At 56.9% G+C, this 20,133-nt stretch carries 21 protein-coding genes; 5 read left to right on the forward strand and 16 right to left on the reverse strand.

The annotated features are described in order from the left end of the window. Positions 1-40 precede the first annotated feature (40 nt). From ACVWYU_RS24695 to ACVWYU_RS24705, 3 genes are all read left to right on the forward strand, one after another. Positions 41-472: a hypothetical protein gene (locus ACVWYU_RS24695; protein ID WP_457373897.1), complete on the forward strand. Its 432-nt coding sequence runs from the start codon at positions 41-43 to the stop codon at positions 470-472. A gap of 162 nt (positions 473-634) precedes the next feature. Further along, the gene (locus ACVWYU_RS24700) at positions 635-1,162 is read left to right on the forward strand and encodes an aspartate carbamoyltransferase (RefSeq protein ID WP_457373898.1); all 528 of its coding nucleotides are present in this window, start codon (positions 635-637) and stop codon (positions 1,160-1,162) included. 225 nt (positions 1,163-1,387) lie between these two features. After that, positions 1,388-2,521, forward strand: a complete 1,134-nt coding sequence (locus ACVWYU_RS24705) for an alanine--glyoxylate aminotransferase family protein (RefSeq protein ID WP_457373899.1) — start codon at positions 1,388-1,390, stop codon at positions 2,519-2,521. A gap of 38 nt (positions 2,522-2,559) precedes the next feature. Here the strand turns inward: ACVWYU_RS24705 and ACVWYU_RS24710 are convergent, their stop codons facing one another. The 5 genes from ACVWYU_RS24710 to ACVWYU_RS24730 form a co-directional block, all read right to left on the reverse strand. Next, a complete protein-coding gene (locus ACVWYU_RS24710) occupies positions 2,560-2,796 on the reverse strand; it encodes a hypothetical protein (RefSeq protein ID WP_457373900.1) in 237 nt (78 codons plus the stop codon). Between the two features lie 25 nt (positions 2,797-2,821). Next, on the reverse strand, positions 2,822-3,055 hold the full coding sequence (locus tag ACVWYU_RS24715) for a hypothetical protein (protein WP_457373944.1): 234 nt from the start codon (positions 3,053-3,055) through the stop codon (positions 2,822-2,824). A gap of 101 nt (positions 3,056-3,156) precedes the next feature. After that, positions 3,157-4,560, reverse strand: a complete 1,404-nt coding sequence (locus ACVWYU_RS24720; protein ID WP_390955675.1) for a DUF2252 domain-containing protein — start codon at positions 4,558-4,560, stop codon at positions 3,157-3,159. Positions 4,561-4,763: 203 nt separating this feature from the next. After that, complete coding sequence (cax, locus tag ACVWYU_RS24725) at positions 4,764-5,834, reverse strand: calcium/proton exchanger (protein ID WP_390955674.1); 1,071 nt, start codon at positions 5,832-5,834, stop codon at positions 4,764-4,766. Between the two features lie 420 nt (positions 5,835-6,254). After that, positions 6,255-7,193: a LysR family transcriptional regulator gene (locus ACVWYU_RS24730; protein WP_390955673.1), complete on the reverse strand. Its 939-nt coding sequence runs from the start codon at positions 7,191-7,193 to the stop codon at positions 6,255-6,257. Positions 7,194-7,320: 127 nt separating this feature from the next. Between ACVWYU_RS24730 and ACVWYU_RS24735 the strand changes: the two genes are divergently transcribed. Continuing rightward, a complete protein-coding gene (locus tag ACVWYU_RS24735) occupies positions 7,321-7,710 on the forward strand; it encodes a tautomerase family protein (protein WP_457373901.1) in 390 nt (129 codons plus the stop codon). Positions 7,711-7,837: 127 nt separating this feature from the next. On the opposite strand, the gene ACVWYU_RS24740 is transcribed toward ACVWYU_RS24735, so the two are convergent. From ACVWYU_RS24740 to ACVWYU_RS24760, 5 genes are all read right to left on the reverse strand, one after another. After that, positions 7,838-8,707, reverse strand: a complete 870-nt coding sequence (locus tag ACVWYU_RS24740; RefSeq protein WP_390955671.1) for an enoyl-CoA hydratase — start codon at positions 8,705-8,707, stop codon at positions 7,838-7,840. A 62-nt stretch (positions 8,708-8,769) separates the two neighbouring features. Continuing rightward, entirely contained in the window at positions 8,770-9,972 is a 1,203-nt protein-coding gene (locus ACVWYU_RS24745; protein WP_457373902.1) for a CaiB/BaiF CoA transferase family protein, read from the reverse strand. A 54-nt stretch (positions 9,973-10,026) separates the two neighbouring features. Beyond that, positions 10,027-11,703 carry a GMC family oxidoreductase gene (locus ACVWYU_RS24750; protein ID WP_457373903.1) on the reverse strand — a complete coding sequence of 559 codons (1,677 nt, stop codon included), beginning with the start codon at positions 11,701-11,703 and terminating at the stop codon, positions 10,027-10,029. Between the two features lie 83 nt (positions 11,704-11,786). After that, on the reverse strand, positions 11,787-12,422 hold the full coding sequence (gene acuR, locus ACVWYU_RS24755) for an acrylate utilization transcriptional regulator AcuR (RefSeq protein ID WP_457373942.1): 636 nt from the start codon (positions 12,420-12,422) through the stop codon (positions 11,787-11,789). Positions 12,423-12,500: 78 nt separating this feature from the next. Next, a complete protein-coding gene (locus tag ACVWYU_RS24760) occupies positions 12,501-14,024 on the reverse strand; it encodes a CoA-acylating methylmalonate-semialdehyde dehydrogenase (RefSeq protein WP_457373904.1) in 1,524 nt (507 codons plus the stop codon). Between the two features lie 155 nt (positions 14,025-14,179). Here ACVWYU_RS24760 and ACVWYU_RS24765 point away from each other — a divergent pair, with 155 nt between their 5' ends. Continuing rightward, positions 14,180-14,635, forward strand: a complete 456-nt coding sequence (locus tag ACVWYU_RS24765; protein WP_103404338.1) for a VOC family protein — start codon at positions 14,180-14,182, stop codon at positions 14,633-14,635. Between the two features lie 528 nt (positions 14,636-15,163). On the opposite strand, the gene ACVWYU_RS24770 is transcribed toward ACVWYU_RS24765, so the two are convergent. The 6 genes from ACVWYU_RS24770 to ACVWYU_RS24795 all read right to left on the reverse strand — a co-directional run bounded on the left by ACVWYU_RS24770 (position 15,164) and on the right by ACVWYU_RS24795 (position 20,131). Next, the gene (locus tag ACVWYU_RS24770; RefSeq protein ID WP_457373905.1) at positions 15,164-15,988 is read right to left on the reverse strand and encodes an amino acid ABC transporter ATP-binding protein; all 825 of its coding nucleotides are present in this window, start codon (positions 15,986-15,988) and stop codon (positions 15,164-15,166) included. Positions 15,989-16,079: 91 nt separating this feature from the next. After that, positions 16,080-16,742 carry an amino acid ABC transporter permease gene (locus ACVWYU_RS24775; RefSeq protein ID WP_457373906.1) on the reverse strand — a complete coding sequence of 221 codons (663 nt, stop codon included), beginning with the start codon at positions 16,740-16,742 and terminating at the stop codon, positions 16,080-16,082. Continuing rightward, positions 16,739-17,401: an amino acid ABC transporter permease gene (locus ACVWYU_RS24780; RefSeq protein WP_457373907.1), complete on the reverse strand. Its 663-nt coding sequence runs from the start codon at positions 17,399-17,401 to the stop codon at positions 16,739-16,741. The genes ACVWYU_RS24775 and ACVWYU_RS24780 overlap by 4 nt, the downstream gene beginning before the upstream one ends. A gap of 91 nt (positions 17,402-17,492) precedes the next feature. Continuing rightward, positions 17,493-18,329: a transporter substrate-binding domain-containing protein gene (locus ACVWYU_RS24785; RefSeq protein ID WP_457373908.1), complete on the reverse strand. Its 837-nt coding sequence runs from the start codon at positions 18,327-18,329 to the stop codon at positions 17,493-17,495. Positions 18,330-18,548: 219 nt separating this feature from the next. Then, positions 18,549-18,932: a VOC family protein gene (locus ACVWYU_RS24790; protein WP_457373909.1), complete on the reverse strand. Its 384-nt coding sequence runs from the start codon at positions 18,930-18,932 to the stop codon at positions 18,549-18,551. An 80-nt stretch (positions 18,933-19,012) separates the two neighbouring features. Continuing rightward, the gene (locus ACVWYU_RS24795) at positions 19,013-20,131 is read right to left on the reverse strand and encodes an S-(hydroxymethyl)glutathione dehydrogenase/class III alcohol dehydrogenase (RefSeq protein ID WP_457373910.1); all 1,119 of its coding nucleotides are present in this window, start codon (positions 20,129-20,131) and stop codon (positions 19,013-19,015) included. Positions 20,132-20,133 lie beyond the last annotated feature (2 nt).

Below are 20,133 nucleotides of genomic sequence, written 5' to 3' on the forward strand. Positions count from 1 at the left end.
CTATGCTCAAATTGACCCCTCGGTGTCGAGATGAACTCAAATGAACAAATCAAGCCTGATCGGCCGATGTGTGTTGGCAGGCATCATCCTGCTGGCGACCAGTCTCGCCTTGCCGACCAATGCCGAGTCCCATGGCGGTGGACATGGCGGTCACGGCGGGGATGCCGGATGGTGGGGTCTGGGCATTGGTTTGGGCCTGGGCTGGGAAGCCGCGCACGTCTTCAACCCGTATTACTACCCCGCCTATCCGGTTTATTACTATCCGGCCCCGCCGGTGTACTACTACCAGGCCAGCCCAGCTCCAGTGATGGTTGCCCCACCTCCCGGGACTACGGCTTCAGCGCCAACCGCCCCTCCTCCCGCCGCCAATTGGTACTACTGCGATTCCGCCCGAGGCTACTACCCGAATGTGCGCCAGTGCCCCGAAGGGTGGCGCATGATTCCGGCAGTGCCGCCTGGGCCGATACGCTGATTGATCCGTTAAGCGGGTGTGCATGGGTCCCATCGAACCCTCTGCATGGCTGATCAATAAGTCGCTGATGGTCACCGACACCCAAGTCCCGCTGTTGCGAGCGTGACAGCGGGACTGAAGCGCCGGCATCGCTAGACGCCCTGCCCCTGTTGGAGAAAGACCGTGCTAAAAACCGCCATCGCCTCAACAGTGCTCTGGGCGCTTGCCGCAAACCTTCACGCTCAGCCCGTGGAGCATTCGGACGCCGACACACAACGGCAAGCCGAGGTGGCGGGGCGCAGCCAGGATGTCATGCCGTTCAGCCTCGCAGCGACAACCCATGTCTTCACCAAGACCGCTGAAGGCGGCATTCAGCAAGTGGTCGCCAAGCAGCCCGGAGATGCTGCCCAAGTGCAGTTGATTCGCCAGCATCTCCAGGCAATTCACGAGCGTTTTCTCAAGGGCGACTTTTCAGGCCCGGCGCACATCCATGGCCAGGACATGCCGGGCCTGGCTGACTTGAAAGCCGCCAAGCCTGGACAGATTGCGATCGAGTACACAGACATCGAAGGCGGCGCCCAATTGCTCTTCAAGACCTCGGATCCAGCCTTGATAACGGCGCTTCACCAGTGGTTTGACGCCCAGCTTTCCGACCATGGCAAGGACGCGATGGAGGGCGATATACATCATGGCGAGATGATGAACAGGTGAGGAATGGATGGCGGGTAGCAATTGGCCAGGAGCGTTCACAGCAGACCCTAATCGGCTAATTTCAGCCAATGCTGACCGCCAGCTTCGGTCCGGCTGCCCCCCTTCTTAACGGATGATGCCAACCGCTAGACAGAAGTCGCCATTCAATCACGAGCAATCTTGTCATTTGCCAAGGCTTGGGGCAGGGTCAATACCACTGAGATTTTCTGCCAAAGGAGTTACTCCATGTCAAAGCTATATCCCAGTATCGATCCCGAGGGGCTGGTCGAGTACTCAGTGGTCTACACCGACCGCTCGCTCAACCACATGTCGCAGTCATTTCAAGGCGTGATGAAGAACATTTCCAGGACCCTGAAACAGGTCTACAACGCCCAGGCTGTTGCGGTGGTCCCGGGCAGCGGCACGTTCGGCATGGAAGCGGTGGCGCGACAGTTTGCCACCGGCCAGCAATGCCTGGTGATACGCAATGGCTGGTTCAGTTATCGCTGGAGCCAGATCCTTGAGATGGGCAACATCCCGGCGGCCACCACGGTGCTGAAAGCCCGACCGGTCGACACGGGTCGCCAGGCTGCCTATGCCCCACCCCCTCTGGACGAAGTGCTCGCAGCCATTGAGGCGCAGAAGCCGCAGATTGTCTTCGCCCCCCACGTTGAAACCTCATCAGGGATCATGCTGCCCGACGACTACCTGCGAGCCGTCGGCGACGCCGTGCATGCGGTGGGTGGCCTGTTCGTGCTGGACTGCATCGCCTCAGGCACGATTTGGGTTGATATGCACAAATGCGCAGTCGACCTGCTGATCAGCGCACCGCAGAAAGGCTGGAGCGCCTCCCCTTGCTGCGCCCTGGTGATGTTCAGTGCTTTGGCCCTCGAGCGCATCGAACAGACGCAAAGCAGCAGCTTCGCCTGCGACCTGAAAAAGTGGCTTCAGATCATGCAGGCCTACGAACAGGGCGGACATGCCTACCATGCGACCATGCCCAGCGATTCCCTCGCGCGGTTCAACGAAGTGATGAAAGAGACGCAAGCCTACGGTTTCGACAAAGTCCGCGGCGAACAACAGGCGCTGGGCGATCGGGTGCGCGCCATGTTGACTGGTAAAGGCATCAAAAGCGTGGCCGCAGCCGGCTTTCAGGCCCCTGGTGTAGTGGTGAGCTACACCGACGATGCCGACATCAAGAACGGCAAGAAATTTGCCGACCACGGCCTGCAGATCGCCGCCGGAGTGCCGTTGCAATGCGACGAGCCAGCCGACTTCCAGACTTTCCGTATCGGTCTGTTCGGACTCGAAAAGCTGCGCAATATCGAGCGCACGGTCAGCATCCTCGGGCAGGCACTGGACGAGGTGATGGTTAACTAGAGGAAAAAGGGGACAGATTTATTATCTGGAAGATAAATCTATCCCCTTTTTTCTGTGACCGGACGGTTGTGCTGTTTGGGAGAGAAGTAGCGCGTGAACTGATGGAGGCCGTCGAACACGCCGCGAATCGCACCGCGTCTCATCATGTCAGAAGGCAGACCGGACTCCTTGATATTCGCCGCGTACCCCGGCTTCAGCAAATCGCGGGCCTTTTCCAGGACTTCGCCGTCCAGTGTGGCGAACGTGTTGAAGCAGAAGAGCGGTCCATCGCGCACCGCATCAGAACCAGCCTACTCGGGTTCAGCAAGATTCGAAGAGAAGTCCTTGCCCGGCAACTCCTTGGCGATCGCCGCCTTCTTTTCCGAACTTGCGTTCGTGAAGGATAAAAGCCACTTCTGCCACATTGCTCGCAAGTGTGCTGGGACCCTGTGCTCGGGCAGTTGCACCGGCATTATCTAAACCGACGTGATCAGTACCCACCTCGTAGAGCATCAACCCACGGGCCAGCACGGTCCCGCGCAGATTTATTTTCATGTTGTATATCCTGGGTGTTATCTGATGGATGACAACCTTCGGGAGATGCATTACTTATCCCCAGACCCAATGCAGCTTTTGGGCCTGGTTGCGCTTGATGGCTATTCCTCTTCGATCAGTGCCTCCAAATGCCCGGCCCTGACCGCCCGGGCCAAAGTCCTGTGATCTTTCACCGTCTGCCTGGCATAGGCTACGGCGAAGTCCCCCAGCGCCTTATCGAAAACGTCGCCCTTGCCCAGATACCCGGAAATGGTTGCTGCATCCCCTGATTTGGCATGTGCCCTGGCCAGGGTCTCGCCGCACAATCCGGCGTAGCGTTTGATTTGCGACAGGGTTACGCCTTCGACCGGTACCGAGAACTTCATGTCGCGCAGTTGCCGTACGAAAAAATCGCGTCCAGCGCGTCCACGCGCCCAGCCCAGGAAGATATCGCTGGAGGACTGCATCAGCCGTTGCCCCATGACAATCCGCTCGCCCTGGTTCTTGTAGATGCTCTTGCCCGCGTAAGGCGCCAGCACCGAGCGGCTGGACTCCTTGATCTGCAGAATCAGCGGGTGGTTTTCTTCGGAAAACATCAGGGCGATGAAGCAGCGCGTGCCAACACTGCCGATCCCCACCACTTTCAGTGCGGCGTCCACCAGTCGATAACGGTCCAGCAGCACACGACGCTCGTCTGAAAGCGTCCCACGGTATACATCCAGGCCCTCCTGGATCTTCTCCATGAATTTTGGATCATCCAAGTGCATGAGTACTGGCGGCTGGTCGACGATGCGTTGTTGCCCGGCAACACTGCCGACGATTTTCGGGAAGATGTTTTCGACCACGCGTTCACGGGCTCTATCGGCGGCCTCTTGACGCAACTTCTTTGTCTTTGGATCGGGAGCGGTATCAATCAACGATTGCATATCCATCCGCGAGTACCAGACTTCCAGCGGGTTCATCTTCGAGTATTTGCGCAGGTTCTCCCGATAGCTCCGAACACAGGCAATAGCGCCCTCGCGAGCCTCCTCGTCGCCGTACCGGTTATCCATAGCGACCAGAGCGAAGCTCCCGGCAAGTCGCTTGACGTCCCATTCCCAGGGAGCCGGGAGGGTTTCATCGAAGTCATTGAGGTCAAAGATCAGATTGCGCTCCGGGGAGGCGAACAAGCCGAAATTCAGCAGATGGCAATCGCCACAGGCCTGCACCTGGACGCCGATGTTCGGTGTACTGGACAAGTCATAAGCCATCAGCGCCGCCGAGCCGCGGTAAAACGTGAAAGGGCTTCGCAGCATGCGCCCGTAGCGAATGGGTACCAGCTCCTGAAGGCGCTCCTTGTTGGACGCCTGCAGTATGGCGATGACGTCGCGGCCCTTGCCGGGCGACTTCCAGATCCCGTGGCTTTCCCGTGGCACTTTTTCGCGTAGCAGGCGACCGGCTTCGATGCGCTCTTCGCGGGAGCGGAACTCCCGGGTCTGTTTCGCCTTATGGACTTTCTTGCGGGAGGTTTTCTTGTCGGAGGTCATGACTCTTTTGTCACCCCTGCACTGTATTCGAGATGTGGAATTTGCTGACTCGTCATTGCACCAACAGCATCTTTTTTTAAAAGTTAGAACAGTTTCGTGTGAGCTTGTTGATCTGCATCAGCGCCCCATGATTTTCATGCTTTCGGCCCGTAGATCATGGCGCCTCTGGCCAATGCACCGGCGTTGGCCCGATCTGTTCAAGTTCATCCTGCCGGGGCGCCGCTGAGGAAAAGGAACGCCATCCCGAGGGATATATAGACTGCCAGTAACTGCACGCCCTTGAACCAGTCAGAGCGACCATCGTCGGCGACCTCGCTGGTGATCAATACCGCCAGCAGCACCGCCAGCACGAGGCCGGGCCGGAAGGCCAGGTCCATGGCAACCGGACCGATGAACAGACTGGCCAATACAAGCGTCGGGGCGACGAACAGCGCCACCTGCACGCTCGAACCGATAGCGATGGACAGCGATAGGTCCATGCGATTTTTGAGTGCTGCGGAGATAGCAGTCGCGTGCTCCGCTGCGTTGCCGAGGATGGCCACCACAAAGACACCGACGAAGATGTTGTTCAGGCCCAGCGCCTGGGTACTGGGCTCTATGGTGCCAATCAGGATCTCGCTCACCCAAGCCACCATCACCGTCGACAGGCAAAGGACCAGTAGCGCCTTGCCAACCGACCAGGACGCTGCGTTTTCTTCAATGCTCTCCAGCTCTTCGCTGCTGAATTCCTTCTTGTGGGTCATCAGGGAATAGATAAGGAACAGCGCATAGACGACCAGCAGTAGCACAGCAATGGACACGCTGAGGTAGTGGGAACCCAGATTCATCTTGCCCTCCGTGGCGATCTTGTTCGCGGCGGGGATGATCAAGGCGATGGCGGCCAGGGTCAGCAGTGTGGACTGCGAGCGCGCTCCTATCGCGTTGAAGTGCTGCTCTGAATGGCGCAGACCACCTGCCAGCATGGCGCAGCCCATCACTAACAGGATATTGCCGATGATCGAGCCGGCGATGGAGGCCTTGACCACGTCGTAGAGCCCGGCCTGCAGGGCGGCAATGCAGATGATTAGCTCGGTAGCATTACCGAAGGTGGCATTGAGTAACCCACCCACGCTCTCACCCAGATGCGCGGCCAGCTGCTCGGTGGCGCGCCCCAGCCAGCCTGCCAGCGGCAGGATGGCGAGCGCGGCTGTGATGAAAACGAACAGAAAGTGCGCCGGAGCGAAGTATTCCAGGACAATCGACAGAGGAACGAACAGCAGCAACCAGTTAATCATGGTGGAACTCCTCGTATGCCGCTGGCGCCAGTCACGCTGCACCGGTTACGCTCAAACCATCAGCTGTTCTGCTGGTTACATCGCGTACTCGAAGTAAAGCACCTGTTCAGAAAATGATCCGAGCTTTCCATTTTCAGAACGCCCGTGGACTAACGGATATGGCGGGTCATCCCGCCCCCATCTCGCCGCCGCTAATCGCTGAGCCCTGGACGGCCGTGAAGAGTCAATTGCATTCGTCGAATAATGGCCGGTCTCGGTGTTGTACTCAGTGGTTTATGCAGCACAACATTCATGTTTGATCCGGGACGCTTTCGCGTCGGTTTTGAAGATGACTTTCTGACTGTACGGAGTACCAGATGCAGTTGATACCCGCGAAAGCCCGTATCAGTGACGGGCAATAAAAGGCCAGTTTTAATGCTGTTAACTAAAACCAGCCACAAACCGCCCTCGCAGGTAGTCGACAAAAACAGTGACGGCTCTCGGTACATGTGTGGAATAAGGACGCACCAGATAAATGTCCTCCGGAAAGGCTCCTACTAATCTCCACGCTGGCAGCACCTGCACCAATCGTCCGCTCTTCAGCCCGGCTTGAGCGCTGAAATCGGGCAAGAGCGCGATGCCCAAATCAGTCAAAGCCGCATCGCGCAATGCTTCGCTGTTGTTGGTTGCGAATGTGCCTTTGATAGGAACCGTCAGCCGTTTCTCCTCCACTGGCGAGGGACCGGTGGTTTCGAATGCCCAGGCAGGCGTGTCGTTGCCTCGCGGGTAATATAGACAGTTGTGTCCTATGAGATCCTCTGGATGTTGAGGTTCGCCGAATCTATCCAGATAGCTGCGGGTCGCAACAAGTACGGAATGTGTCGCGCACAACTTCCAGGCGACATGGGTATCCGGGATCTGATTGCTGTGCCGAACAGCCAGATCAAATCCCTCCGTAGCGATCGAGGAAATCTGATCGGAAACGTCAAGTTGCACTCGGACTTCGGGATGTTCGTTGAGGAAACCAGCCAGTACCGGAACCAACTGTTGGCGGGCAAATGCTACCGGAGCAGTCAGCCGCAGAAGTCCCCGTGCTACACCTGCAGAGTCTCGAACATCGGAAAAACTACGGGCAATCTGCTCATAAGCACTGCGCACGTCACGTACCAAAGCGTTTCCCGCATCGGTCAGTCGCACACTGCGAGTCGTGCGCTGCACCAGACTCAGTCCCGTGGCCTTTTCCAGCTCGACAATTCGGTGGCTCACCGCTGATTTACTCACCCCTAGCCTAATCGCTGTCGCTGTATAGGTGCCCTGCTCTGCAAGGATCGCCAGCCAGTGCACATGGGTCCAGAGTCTTTCGACTTCCACTTTAGGCATGATTTGATTGTCCTTGTATGGAAACAATTAATTCGATTTTTGCGTCTCGTCATGAACAAAGCAAACACTTAGTGTGGGCGTCAAGACCTGCAATGCAGACACCCCGTCAATACTCGAGATTACCCACATGCCTTTGATGAAATTCGATGTCGTACAAGGTCGTGATGACGCGCAGCTCAAAGCATTACTGGATGCTGCGCATCGTGCGATGGTGGTTGCCTTTGAAGTGCCCGAACGTGATCGCTATCAGATCGTCAACGAACACCACCCCAGCCGTATGATCGTCGAAGATACCGGTCTGGATATCCCAAGAACGAGAGACGTGATCATTGTTAGCGTCACTAGCAGACCGCGCAGTGAAGCATCGAAGAAAAAATTCTACGAGCTACTCACGCACGAGCTACTGACTTATTGCAATATTCAACCAAGCGACGTGATGGTTTCCATTGTGATCAACGACGATGCCGACTGGAGTTTCGGCAATGGACGGGCACAGTTTCTGACAGGCGAACTCTGACGTTCACCCGCCACGGGCCTCTCTCCCGGTACTGGGCTCGGCATCCACTCATTTTCTGATTTGATCAGAGAAAGGGTGGACTGCTTGGCCCGCTCTCTTCCTGCGCAAAGCCCTTTATCAGCACCCTTCAACGATGCCGAAAAACCGGGGCTCGCTTGGCGAGAAACGCCTGCATGCCTTCCTTCTGGCCATCGGTTGCGAATGCTGCCTGGAACAGTCTCCGTTCGTGCAATATGCCTTCGGCCAGGCTCACTTCCTGAGCGCGATTTACCGCTTCTTTGGCCATTCGCACTGCGGGGGCGTTGTAGCCGGCGATGGTGTGTGCTGCCTCCAGCGCGGTTTGCAGCAGGTCAGCTGAAGGCACGACTCGGGCCACCAGCCCGGCAGCCCTGGCTTCGGTGGCGTTGATGGTGCGTCCGGTGAGGATCATGTCCATCGCCAGTGCCTTGCCAACCGATCGGGTGAGACGTTGCGAGCCGCCAATCCCGGGGAGGATACCCAGCTTGATTTCCGGTTGGCCGAACTGCGCGTCTTCTGAAGCGATAATAAAGTCGCACATCATCGCCAGTTCGCAACCGCCACCCAGCGCATAGCCGCTAACGGCCGCGATGATTGGTTTGCTGACGGTATGCAATTGCGACCAGGCGGCGAAGACATCATGTTGCTGCAGTTCGACGAAGGTCTTCTCAGCCATTTCTTCGATGTCCGCGCCCGCGGCAAAAGCCCGTGGACTGCCAGCGATGACGATAGCGCCGATGTTGTCATCGGTGTCGAAGTTGCGCAGTGCTGCGACTACTTCGCGGGACATGGCCACGCTCAGTGCATTGAGACTCTTGGGTCTGTGCAAAGTGATCAGCCCGACACGCTCGCGCCGTTCGACCAGGATCGATTCGTAGCGAGGCGCCGATGCGCCATGGGTCTCTGTCTCGTTGCTGAGTTTGACGCTGGTGGTTGCCGATTTCTTGTCTTGGGTGGCTGGAGCGGTTGCGGCTGTCATGGAGACTTCTCCTGGGTAAATTGGCAGGCTTGAAAAGCACGTGTAAAAAGGCAGGCGCTGTTCTAGATAACGTCTGAAAGCAGCGATTCGTCGAAGGTGCCGGTGGCTGGCGCGTAGTCCCCTGTGTGTGACATCAGCTGCGAGAGGATGCGTTCTCGATGCTGATCCAGACCGGGTGCGCGCACCGGCGTGGTGACATCGATGTCGGCATAGGCATTGAGCTTGATCGGGTTGCCGGCGGTACGGAAAGCGTGCCCGCCTTCGCCCTGCACCTGGATGATCATGTTGCGTGCTGTCAGCTGCGGATGCTCGAACAGCTTGTCGATGGTATTGATCGGCGAGCACGGCACGCCTGCTTCATTGAGCCGGTCAATCCAGTGCGCTGCGGGGGCGGTCAGTGTGATTGCCTGGATCGCCTCAATCAACGCCGGGCGATTGCGGCAACGCTGGGCATTGCTGAGGAACTGCGGCTCCAGCGCCATTTGCGGGTTGCCCAGCGCCTCGGCCATGAGCATGAATAGCTGGTCGTTACCGGCGGCAATGATGAAGCGCCCGTCTTGCGCGTCATACGCTTCAAACGGCGAGAGCGAGGGATGGGCGTCGCCCGTGCGTGTGGGCACCTTCCCTTCCACGTCGTAAGTCGCCAATGCGGTTTCCATCAGTGCCGCCTGGCAGTCCAGCATTGCGATATCCACGCGAGAGCCCTGTGCGTCCCGGGTTCGTTTGTACAGCGACGAGAGGATGCCGATCACCGCAAACAGCCCGGCGCTGAGATCGCCAAAACTGGTGCCTACGCGGGCTGGCGGTGCATCGGGCCAGCCGGTCAGGCTCATGATGCCGCCCATGGCCTGAACCACCATGTCGTAGCCCGGCAGGTCACTCATGGGGCCGGTTTGGCCAAAGCCCGAAATGGACGCATACACCAGATGCGGATGAGTGCTCGCAAGCCGTTCGGCGCCGTAGCCCAGGCGGTCCATCACGCCCGGTCGAAAGTTTTCTACCAGAACGTCGGCCTCGGTGAGCATACGTTCGATCAGCTCTCGGTCTCGCGGGCTTTTGAGGTCAAGCGCAATGCTTTCCTTACCTCGATTGAAGCAGGTGAAATACGCGGAGTGATCCTCGACAAAGGGACCGAAGGCACGCGTGTCGTCGCCAGTGGCAAGTCGTTCGACCTTGATCACGCGGGCGCCGAGGTCGGCGAGCACCATCGTGCAATATGGGCCTGACAGAACGCGTGAGAAATCCAGAACGGTGATGCCGTCCAAAGGCCCCTTCTTGGCAGGCAGGCCTTGCAACATATCCATAGTGTTATTACCTCTTTAGATGGATGTTTTTTCAGCAATGATCCAACGCGCGGCTTTCTCCGCGATCATCAGCGTCGGGCTGTTGGTGTTGCCGCCCGTGATGGTCGGCATGATGCTCGCGTCGACGACGCGCAGGCCCTGGATGCCGTGTACACGCAGATGACTGTCTACAACGGCCATCGGATCGGACGCCTTGCCCATTTTGGCCGTGCCCACGGGATGGAAAATGGTCGAGCCAATGTCGCCAGCCAGACGCGCCAGTTGCTCATCGGTCTGGTACTGAATGCCCGGTTTGTATTCCTCCGGGCTAAAGCCTGCCATCGCCGGTTGTGACGCGATGCGACGGGTCAAACGCAGCGAATCAGCAGCCACGCGACGGTCTTCCTCGGTGCTCAGGTAGTCGGGTGCAATGATCGGGGCGTCGTGGAAATCTGCGCTGCGAATCGACACCGTGCCGCGACTGGTCGGGTGGATGTTGCATACGCTGGCGGTAATGGCGGGGAATTGGTGCAGGGGTTGTCCAAACGCTTCCAGACTCAACGGTTGTACGTGGAACTGAAGATTGGGCTGGATGTAGGACTCATCACTGCTGGTGAAGATGCCCAGTTGCGAAGGCGCCATACTCATCGGTCCACTGCGTTTGAGCGCGTACTCGAGGGCGATGGCGGCCTTGCCCAGGAGAGTGGTCGCCTTCGTGTTGAGGGTAGACGCACCTTGCACTTTGTAGACCGAACGGATCTGCAAATGGTCTTGCAGGTTTGCACCCACACCCGGCAAGTGCCGCACCACCGGTATCTGGTGATCATTCAACAAGGCAGCGTCGCCAATACCTGAAAGCTGCAGCATTTGCGGGCTTCCAATGGCGCCGGCGCTTAGCACCACTTCACGAACGGCCCGGACTTTACGGGGTTGGCCCAGGTGCACCAGCTCGACGCCGCAACACACTGGCTGCCCGTCTTCACGCTGTTCAAATCGTAGGCGTGAGACTTGCGCACCAGTCCAGACAGTCAGGTTCGGGCGTTGCTTGAGAATTGGTCTGAGAAACGCTTTGGATGCATTCCAGCGCCAGCCGCTGCGCTGATTGACGTCAAAGTAACCCACACCGCGGTTGTCCCCGCCATTGAAGTCATCGGTCGCAGCAATCCCTGCCTGCTCTGCGGCCTTGGCAAAGGCATCAAGGATGTCCCAGCGCAGGCGTTGTTTTTCAACGCGCCACTCACCACCGCTGCTGTGCAAGGTTCTGAAGCGTGCAGCCTGGCTGTTTTCGCCCTCGGCTACCGCGGCATCGAGGCGATAGTGGTCCTCGTGAGCACGGAAGTCCCTCAGGCAGGTTTCCCATTTCCACTCATCATCGCCGGTGACGTTTGCCCAGTGATCGTAATCCTGTGCCTGACCACGCATGTAGATCATGCCGTTGATGCTTGAGCTTCCGCCCAGTGTCTTGCCCCGTGGATATAGCAACTCACGGCCGTTGAGCCCAGCCGAGGGTGCGGTTCGGAAACGCCAATCGGTGCGCGGATTATCGATGCAATACAGATAACCCACGGGGATGTGAATCCACGGATAGTTGTCCGGGCCGCCGGCTTCGAGGAGCAGCACCCGATGGTTTGGATCGGCGCTGAGCCGGTTGGCCAGCAAGCAGCCGGCTGTGCCGGCGCCGATGATGATGTAGTCGAAAGTTGGCTCACTCATTGGGACGCCTCACTTCTAACGAACGATTCAAAGGCTTCCATATTAATTAGACCGATCGTATATAAAAGGTGAAAAAAAAGAGCCTAAGACCTCAGGCTCATCAAAAACAGGTCTGCGAATACTCGCAATGGCTCGCCGTTACGCTCGAGCTTGGCGCGCAAAACAGCACCTTCCCAGCCAATCCAGAAAAACGCCGCCAGACGCGCGCTATCCGCCTGTGTGGATATTTCGCCAGCAGCCTTGGCTTCGTCCAGGCAGCGCTCGAACCGGGCCTGCCAGTCCAACAGGACATCGGTCAGTTGCACGCGAAAAGATTCCGGCAGCGCTCCCATCTCTTGCCCCAAATTACCGACGAGGCAGCCTCGGCGGAAATCGAATCGCTGCATGCCCCGCTCCGCTTCCTCGCAAAAGGCTTCGATGCGCTTGAGCGGTGCCAGGCTCTCATCGAGCAGAAACCGATCAAGCTTGCGCACGAAATAACGGGCGTACAGCGTTATCAGCTCACTGCCATAGGCTTCCTTGCTCGCAAAGAAATGATAGAAAGAGCCTTTGGGTACGCCAACAGACTTGAGTATTTCGTCAATGCCGGTGGCCGAAAAACCCTTCTCAGTCAAGGCGGCAACCCCTGCCCGGCACAGGGATTCACGTGTTTCTCGGAAGTCGCCTGCGGCTTTCGCCGGACGACCACGCTTACGAGGGGTAGCAACTATATTGGTCATGCGCCGATTATTAGACTGATCGTCTTCATTAATCAACGAAATTCTCACGTGCCTATCCCCTTTGTTGAAACAGTGGTTTTATTTCGCGGTCGGCATCGCAAACTCGGCGCCTTTACCGATGCTTTCTGGCCAGCGCTGCATGATGGATTTCTGCTTGGTGTAGAACCGCACGCCTTCCTCTCCGTAAGCATGCATGTCACCAAACAGGCTCTTTTTCCAGCCACCAAAGCCGTGCCAGGCCATTGGTACCGGGATCGGAACGTTGATGCCTACCATGCCGACCTGGATGCGCCGGCTGAATTCGCGCGCCACGTTGCCATCGCGTGTGAAGCAGGCCACACCGTTGCCGAATTCATGGTCATTGACCAATTGCACCGCAGTGGCGAAATCAGCCACGCGCATGCAGGCAAGCACCGGGCCAAAGATTTCTTCTCTATAGATACGCATTTCCGGGGTGACGTGGTCGAACAGTGTGCCGCCCATCCAGAAGCCTTCCTCGCACCCTTCGCCAGCATCCGCGCCATTGAAATGGCGACCATCAACCAGTAATTGAGCGCCTTCTTTGATGCCTTGTTCGATGTAGCCAGTGATACGGGCGTGGGCGGCCGGTGTGACGATCGGGCCCATTTCAGCAGCCAGGTTGTTGCCGTTGAGCACCTTCAACGCCTTGGTACGCTCCAGCAGTTTTGGCATGACTTTGTCAGCCACGTCACCGACCAGCACTGCAACCGAAATGGCCATGCAGCGTTCGCCTGCCGAACCATAGCCAGCGCCGATCAGTGCGTCGACCACCTGATCGACGTCAGCGTCAGGCATGACCACCATATGGTTCTTCGCGCCGCCCAGGGCCTGCACGCGTTTGCCGTGGCGAGCACCGGTCTCGTAGATGTAATTGGCGATTGGTGTGGAGCCGACGAAAGACACCGCTTTCACATCCGGGTGCACCAGCAGCGCATCAACGGCCTCTTTGTCGCCTTGCACCACGTTGAAAACGCCGTCAGGTAGACCGGCCTGTTTCAACAAATCAGCCATAAACAGGCTGGCGCTAGGATCGGTTGGGCTTGGCTTGAGGATGAAGGTGTTACCCGCCGCGATCGCCACCGGGAACATCCACATCGGTACCATCACCGGAAAATTGAACGGCGTGATGCCAGCGACGACACCCAATGGCTGACGCAGTGTCCAGTTGTCCATGTTGGTGGACACCTGATCGGAGAAGTCGCCTTTGAGTAACTGCGGAATGCCACAAGAGAACTCAACGATGTCGATACCACGGGCCACTTCGCCCTGGGCATCGGTGAAGACCTTGCCATGTTCGGCAGTGATCAGGTGCGCCAGTGCGTCTTTGTTCTGGTTCAACAGCTCCAGAAATTTGAACAGTACCCGGGCGCGGCGAATAGGCGGCGTGTTCGACCAGGCGGGAAAAGCAGCCTGGGCAGAGGCCACTGCGGCGTCTACGTCCTGTGGCGTGCCCAGGCGTACATGACGACTGACGGCGCCGGTGGCCGGATTGTAAATGGGTTGAGTACGGACACCGCTGCCGACGACGTGGGCGCCGTGGATGTACTGGGCAATTTCTTTGTTGTCGCTAACGTGAGTCATGACAGGTCTCGCTACTGGGAGTGAATTTAAACGTCACCCGCAGAGTAGATAGCGGTTATCGCCCTGACTACGGCAAAAACTTGAATTGATTGTTCACTGTAACGAACAATCAATTCGCAGGCCCCCATGGACGTCGGTTTAACAGGAAGGCCGCAATGGATCTGAAGTTCAGTCACATAGATGTACTGGTCAATAATCTCGAAGAAGCCTGTGCTTACTACGCACAGATACTCAATGCCAGGATCTCCAAAACGCTCGTTTGGGAACGAGGTGGTCTGCACGTGCGCTACGCGATTGCGCTTATCGGTCAAGAGCGTTTCATGTTGGTACAGCCATTGGCGGGGAACCTGAGGGAGCTATTGGACTCCTCGGGTGAAGGGATGATTTATCGCCACTGCTATTCGACGCCGGACATCGAGAAGGCCTACGACGAACTGATGGTCGCCGGTGTTCAGCCAGAAGATGAAAACGGAAAACCATTGGCCCGCGCGAACCTGCAATCCCCGTCCGGGACACGCATTATCTGGTTGCCCAAGCGCTTCGGGCACTTCTCTATCGAAATCCTGGAAGACAAGGCGTTAGAGGCATTTGTAGAAGCTGCATTTTCCTGAGAGATGCGGCGATAAACGTCTGCTTGCGGCCGATTCTGTTGAAAAAGTCGGCCATGGTTTCCGCAACTCAAAAGTACGCGCCCGACTTTGAAATCTTTACTTTCGGCTGATGTTTTCAGACGCAGGTTTCACTTAGCGGCGAGCAAAAAAAGGCGTTTTCACCGATCAATGATCAGCCAATTTTGAATGACTGACTTTTTCAACACAATCGGCTATAACCGGACACTCTCAGTGGAGACCACTTTCGTTTTCGGCCCGATTTCAAAGCTCAATCTCTAAGCATTAGAGTCGAATCACGGTCATTCAAACGTGTCTACGAAAACGGCTGCATTTCACACGCTGGACTTCACGGCCTTCTAGACCTTGGCACCGGACACCAAAGGCCGATCGCTTTCCGAGACCAGCGTTATCCGAGTTTAACGTTGAGAAACGCCTCATCATCAAGAAGTGTTGGTGAGGCGTTTCTGTATGGATTTTCCCTTGCACTCGGTTGACGATCACTCCGCCACCGTCAGAGTTCCATGGTTGTCAGACGTAACTTTTCTCTTTATTCCCCTGCCAGAATGCATTGCGATCCAGATAGTTCTGAAGAAATTGCTTCAATCGAGGATTTTCAGTTTCGCTGAAGATTTTTTGTGGCGCCCCACACACGGCGATCTTCCCTTGATCGAGAAACGCTACGCGGTCAGCGACCTGGGCGGCGAACCCCATCTCGTGTGTGACCACCACCATGGTCATACCTTCGGTGGCAAGGGACTTCATGACTTGCAAAACTTCACCTACTAACTCCGGATCAAGCGCTGAAGTCGGCTCATCAAACAGCATGATGTGAGGTTCCATGGCGAGTGCTCGGGCAATAGCCACGCGTTGTTGCTGCCCACCGGAAAGCTGCGCCGGATACGCCTCGGCCTTGTGCTTCAGCCCTACTTTGTCGAGCATCGCCAAGCCCTTTTCCCGTGCTTCGGACAGAGAAAGTTTGCGCACTTGCACTAAAGCTTCGATGACATTCCCAAGTACGTTCAAGTGAGGCCACAAATTGAATTGCTGGAACACCATGCCGACATTCCGTCTGACCTTATTCAGTTGACCAGTGCTGGCCAGCTTGCGTATCGGGCCTGGTTGCCAGCCGAGTAACTGACCCTCGATATGAATCTCACCTTCGTCGTACTGCTCGAGGAAAGCCATGCAGCGCAGCAGTGTGCTCTTCCCTGAACCAGAGGGACCAATCAAGCACACGACTTCACTGTGATGAATGTCTAAATCCACACCTTTGATGACTTGTAAATCACCAAAATTTTTGCGAACCCCGCGTAGCTTAAGAATGGGGTCGTCATTGATAGCGAAATCTTTCATGTTCTTGCCTCATGGGTGATGCGGGCAGTGGAAACGCTTTGAATTGCGGATTGCGGCGCTATATCGTCTAGCGACGACTGTCTCAAGGCGCTTATCGAGCCATGTAGCGACCCACGCGTTTTTCCAGCCGCGCGCCGACTCTCGAAGAGATCTCTATGAGCGTCAGGTAACTGAGACCAAGCACCAACAGAGTTTCAACGAAGGCGAAGGTCGAAGAGCCAATGCCCGTCATGACCATGGTCAGTTCGGGAATAGTTATGATCGATAGAACAGCCGTTTCCTTGCACAAAATGGTGATCAGGTTGACCAATGCAGGGAGGATGATCACCAGCATTTGCGGGATTTCTATACGCAATATGCACTTCAGGCGGCTAATACCCAGACAGTTGGCGGCCTCAAGGTGACCTCTGGGAACGGCAAGGAAACCACTGCGAAAGATCTCGGCGAAATACACGCTGCCGTAAATCCCCAGACCAACCACACCGGCCGTCATCGGTTCAAGTTCCAGCCCTAAGCTTGGGCCACCGTAATAGAGCAGGAATAGCTGCACCAAAAATGGCGTGCTGCGAATCAGCTCGATGTAGACCCGCAATAGGCCCCTTGGCAATGGCCCGCCGAAAAGCTGAAGCACGGCGATCAACAGTCCCAGTACCAGAGCGAGAACAACACCACTGGCCCAAGTCGCGAGAGTGACACCCAAGCCGCTGGCAATTTCCGCAAGGCGGTCCGTGATAATCGAAGGATCGAAACTCATGCGGTTTTGCCTCCCATGCGTTTTTCCAACCAGCTCCCGCACAAGGTCAACGGCAAGTTAATCAAGCAATAGAAGCCCGCTAACAGAAGGTAATTCTGCAGGAACAGATAATCACTGGCGGCCAGGTTTTGTGCTGTGCGCGTCAGATCCGCGATGCCTACGACTGAAATCAGGGATGAAGCTTTAACCAGCAGGACCATCTCGTTGACCAATGCAGGCAGGGTTAGCCGCACAGCTTGTGGCAGCTTGATTCTGAGCAACATCTTGAGCGGGCTGAGCCCCAGCATTCCAGCGGCTTCCATCTGACCGGGCGGTATGGCGAGAAAACCGCCACGCAAGATTTCTGCAATGTACGCACCGGCGGCCAGCGCCAAGCCAATGATTGCCGCGGCCAAGGGCGGGATATTGGGCAAGCCGACACGTGGGAGGAAATAGTAAATGAACAGTAATTGGACCAGCAGTGGAATGCCGCGGAACGCAAAAATATAGGCACCACCCAACCTACTAAGTAGCGACCGATGCGACAGGCGCAGAGAACAGATGCCGACACCGATTACAAAGCCGAACCCCAGACCAGCCAAAGCCGCTTCCAGGGTAACGATTATGCTCGCCGCTAACAGCGGCACGTTCTGGATCAATAGTTGCCAATTGAAAATCATGGCGATAACTCCTGGCGGCGAGAAACCATCCGCGTCCACCCGGCAAACGTGCGAGGTGGACTTGAGGGATATTGTTTAATGCGTGCGGGGATTACCAGCTAGGCACGACATCCGTAGTTGGTACCCGCATTTCGGCACCCAACCAACGTGTTTGCAGAGCAGCCAGACGACCATCCGTGTGAAGCTTGATTAATGCCTGATTGATTTCGTTGATCAGGGCTTTGGACTCATCCCCCTTGCGGCCGACGTAGGCGAAGTAGGACGGCTTGCCAAATGGTGGTTGCACGACCTTGAAGACTTCCGAGCGCTGAGAGGCGATGTAGGAGATGTTGGGCAGAGAGTTGGCAACTGCCGCAATACGGCCGGCGCTGAGATCGGAATAGGCCTGATTATTATCGACGTATTCGCGAATGGTCACCGGTTTTGACAACGTGGCGGAGTACGCGCGTAGCTCTTCCAGCATGGCCGAGCCCTTCCCTGCACCAACGACTTTGCCGGCAATATCTTCGGGCTTACTGATACTGTCGTCCTTGGCGCGCACCATCAGCGCTACCGTGGCTTCAGCGATGGGTAGGGTGTAACTGTAACGATCCTTACGTGCCTGGGTGACAATCAAAGGACCACCCACCAAATCGAACTTGCCCGCTTCGAGACCGGGAAGCACTCCCGACCAAGGCAGATCCATAAATCGAACCTTGACGCCCATTTGCTCGCCGATCAGCTGAAACAAAGCTGGGTTGAAACCTTGCTGTTGGCCTTTATCCAGATAGTCGAAGGGCGCGAACTGCATTTCCGTGCCAATCACCAGTTCGCCGGACTTTTTCACGTCTGCCAGTTGATCAGCTTGGGCGGTGAACGACACCAGACTGATTAATGCTGCAACATAGAGGCTACGCAGGGTCTTGTGATGCTTCATTTTGCTTTGCATGGATTGACTCCTCAGAGGTTTGTCGCACGACTATTGTTTTTGTTATCACTTCGATGAATCAGCATTGTTCGTGTCATGTAACCGAGTTGGCATAGTCCAGGCAGTCTCGGAAGAGCACGTTAAAAGTATTGCTAGTGGTCACTGGCAAATCGGCGGGGTAAGGAAACCGGCAGGCACCATGAACCACCGGAGTCCAAACCCTTCATTCGCCAGTAATCGTTACATAGGCTTAAAGCAATAAACGGCCAATTTATTGCCATCCAGATCACGCACGTACGCGGCATAGGCATTCGGTGCCCAGTCGCGCGTGCCCGGTGCGCCTTCATCGGTACCACCCGCGGCCAGGGCCGCTGCGTGGAACGCATCGATCGCCTTGCGGTTCGGCGCCTCGAAGCTGACGGTCACGCCATTGCCGACAGTGGCAGGAGCACCGTTAGCGGGCTTCAGGACGAAAAACGAGGGGGCGTTCTCGCCCCAGATCGAGCCGTTGTCGGCCAGATCGGCGATGCGCTTGTGGCCCAGCTGACCCAATGCGCTGTCGTAGAAGGCACGGGCTTTGTTCAGATCATTGGTGCCGACAGTAACGTGGGTAAAGATGCTCATCTATTGCTTCTCCGGGTGTTATCAGTGGGTGGTGTTGCCGTTATGTCAGGCACGGCCTGACGGTCGTCGCTGCGCCAGGCTCAGCGATCAAAATGAATCACGGTGCGAATGCTTTTGCCCTCATGCATCAGGTCAAAGGCTTGATTGATCTCATTGAGGCCCAAGGTATGGGTGATGAAGGTGTCGAGCGGGATCTCGCCGCTCTGCACCTTGTCCACGTAGCTGGGCAGCTCGCTACGGCCTTTCACGCCACCAAAGGCTGAGCCTCGCCAGACGCGACCGGTCACCAGCTGGAATGGGCGCGTGCTGATTTCCTGGCCAGCACCGGCGACTCCGATGATCACCGACTCGCCCCAGCCCTTGTGACAGCTTTCCAGCGCGGCCCGCATCAACTGCACGTTACCGACACACTCGAAGGAGTAATCGACACCGCCTTGCGTCAACTCGACGATGACCTCCTGAACCGGCTTGTCGTAGTCCTTGGGATTGACGAAGTCGGTGGCCCCCAGCTGTTTGGCGATCTCGAACTTGGCTGGATTGATATCCACCGCGATGATCCGACAGGCCTTGGCCATGGCGGCGCCGATGATGGCGGCCAGGCCGATGCCGCCCAGGCCGAAAATCGCTACCGTGGCGCCGGCCTCGACCTTGGCGGTATTGAGCACGGCACCGATGCCGGTGGTCACGCCGCAACCGAGCAAGCACACCTTTTCCAGCGGTGCGTCCTTGGGGATTTTCGCCAGCGAGATGGCCGGTAGTACGGTGTACTCGGAAAACGTCGAACAGCCCATGTAGTGATGGATCGGCTGACCCTGATAGGAGAAGCGGCTGGTGCCATCAGGCATCAGGCCCTTGCCCTGAGTGGCGCGAATTTTCTGGCACAGGTTGGTCTTGCCGGAGCGGCAGAATTTGCACTCGCCACACTCCGGGGTGTAGAGCGGGATCACGTGATCACCCACGGCGACGGACGTTACGCCCTCGCCAATCGCCTCGACGATACCGCCCCCTTCGTGACCGAGGATGGTAGGAAAAAGGCCTTCCGGGTCAGCCCCAGAAAGGGTAAAGGCATCGGTATGGCAAACACCGGTGGCGATGATGCGTACCAGCACTTCGCCCGCCTGTGGCGGGGCCACATCGACTTCGACGATTTGCAGGGGCTGGTTGGCCGCGAAGGCAACAGCGGCGCGTGACTTGATCATTC

The organism is Pseudomonas sp. TE12234 (assembly GCF_054061835.1).

Bases quoted from the DNA above. Each gene is read 5' to 3' on its own strand.
- ACVWYU_RS24705 (WP_457373899.1), top strand. From the start codon at position 1,388: ATGTCAAAGCTATATCCCAGTATCGATCCCGAGGGGCTGGTCGAGTAC.
- cax (WP_390955674.1), bottom strand. From the start codon at position 5,834: ATGATTAACTGGTTGCTGCTGTTCGTTCCTCTGTCGATTGTCCTGGAA.
- ACVWYU_RS24775 (WP_457373906.1), bottom strand. From the start codon at position 16,742: ATGAGTTTCGATCCTTCGATTATCACGGACCGCCTTGCGGAAATTGCC.
- ACVWYU_RS24770 (WP_457373905.1), bottom strand. From the start codon at position 15,988: ATGAAAGATTTCGCTATCAATGACGACCCCATTCTTAAGCTACGCGGG.
- ACVWYU_RS24730 (WP_390955673.1), bottom strand. From the start codon at position 7,193: ATGCCTAAAGTGGAAGTCGAAAGACTCTGGACCCATGTGCACTGGCTG.
- ACVWYU_RS24720 (WP_390955675.1), bottom strand. From the start codon at position 4,560: ATGACCTCCGACAAGAAAACCTCCCGCAAGAAAGTCCATAAGGCGAAA.
- ACVWYU_RS24740 (WP_390955671.1), bottom strand. From the start codon at position 8,707: ATGACAGCCGCAACCGCTCCAGCCACCCAAGACAAGAAATCGGCAACC.
- ACVWYU_RS24760 (WP_457373904.1), bottom strand. From the start codon at position 14,024: ATGACTCACGTTAGCGACAACAAAGAAATTGCCCAGTACATCCACGGC.
- ACVWYU_RS24750 (WP_457373903.1), bottom strand. From the start codon at position 11,703: ATGAGTGAGCCAACTTTCGACTACATCATCATCGGCGCCGGCACAGCC.
- ACVWYU_RS24715 (WP_457373944.1), bottom strand. From the start codon at position 3,055: ATGAAAATAAATCTGCGCGGGACCGTGCTGGCCCGTGGGTTGATGCTC.
- ACVWYU_RS24785 (WP_457373908.1), bottom strand. From the start codon at position 18,329: ATGCAAAGCAAAATGAAGCATCACAAGACCCTGCGTAGCCTCTATGTT.
- acuR (WP_457373942.1), bottom strand. From the start codon at position 12,422: ATGACCAATATAGTTGCTACCCCTCGTAAGCGTGGTCGTCCGGCGAAA.
- ACVWYU_RS24790 (WP_457373909.1), bottom strand. From the start codon at position 18,932: ATGAGCATCTTTACCCACGTTACTGTCGGCACCAATGATCTGAACAAA.
- ACVWYU_RS24735 (WP_457373901.1), top strand. From the start codon at position 7,321: ATGCCTTTGATGAAATTCGATGTCGTACAAGGTCGTGATGACGCGCAG.
- ACVWYU_RS24795 (WP_457373910.1), bottom strand. From the start codon at position 20,131: ATGATCAAGTCACGCGCCGCTGTTGCCTTCGCGGCCAACCAGCCCCTG.
- ACVWYU_RS24780 (WP_457373907.1), bottom strand. From the start codon at position 17,401: ATGATTTTCAATTGGCAACTATTGATCCAGAACGTGCCGCTGTTAGCG.
- ACVWYU_RS24695 (WP_457373897.1), top strand. From the start codon at position 41: ATGAACAAATCAAGCCTGATCGGCCGATGTGTGTTGGCAGGCATCATC.
- ACVWYU_RS24765 (WP_103404338.1), top strand. From the start codon at position 14,180: ATGGATCTGAAGTTCAGTCACATAGATGTACTGGTCAATAATCTCGAA.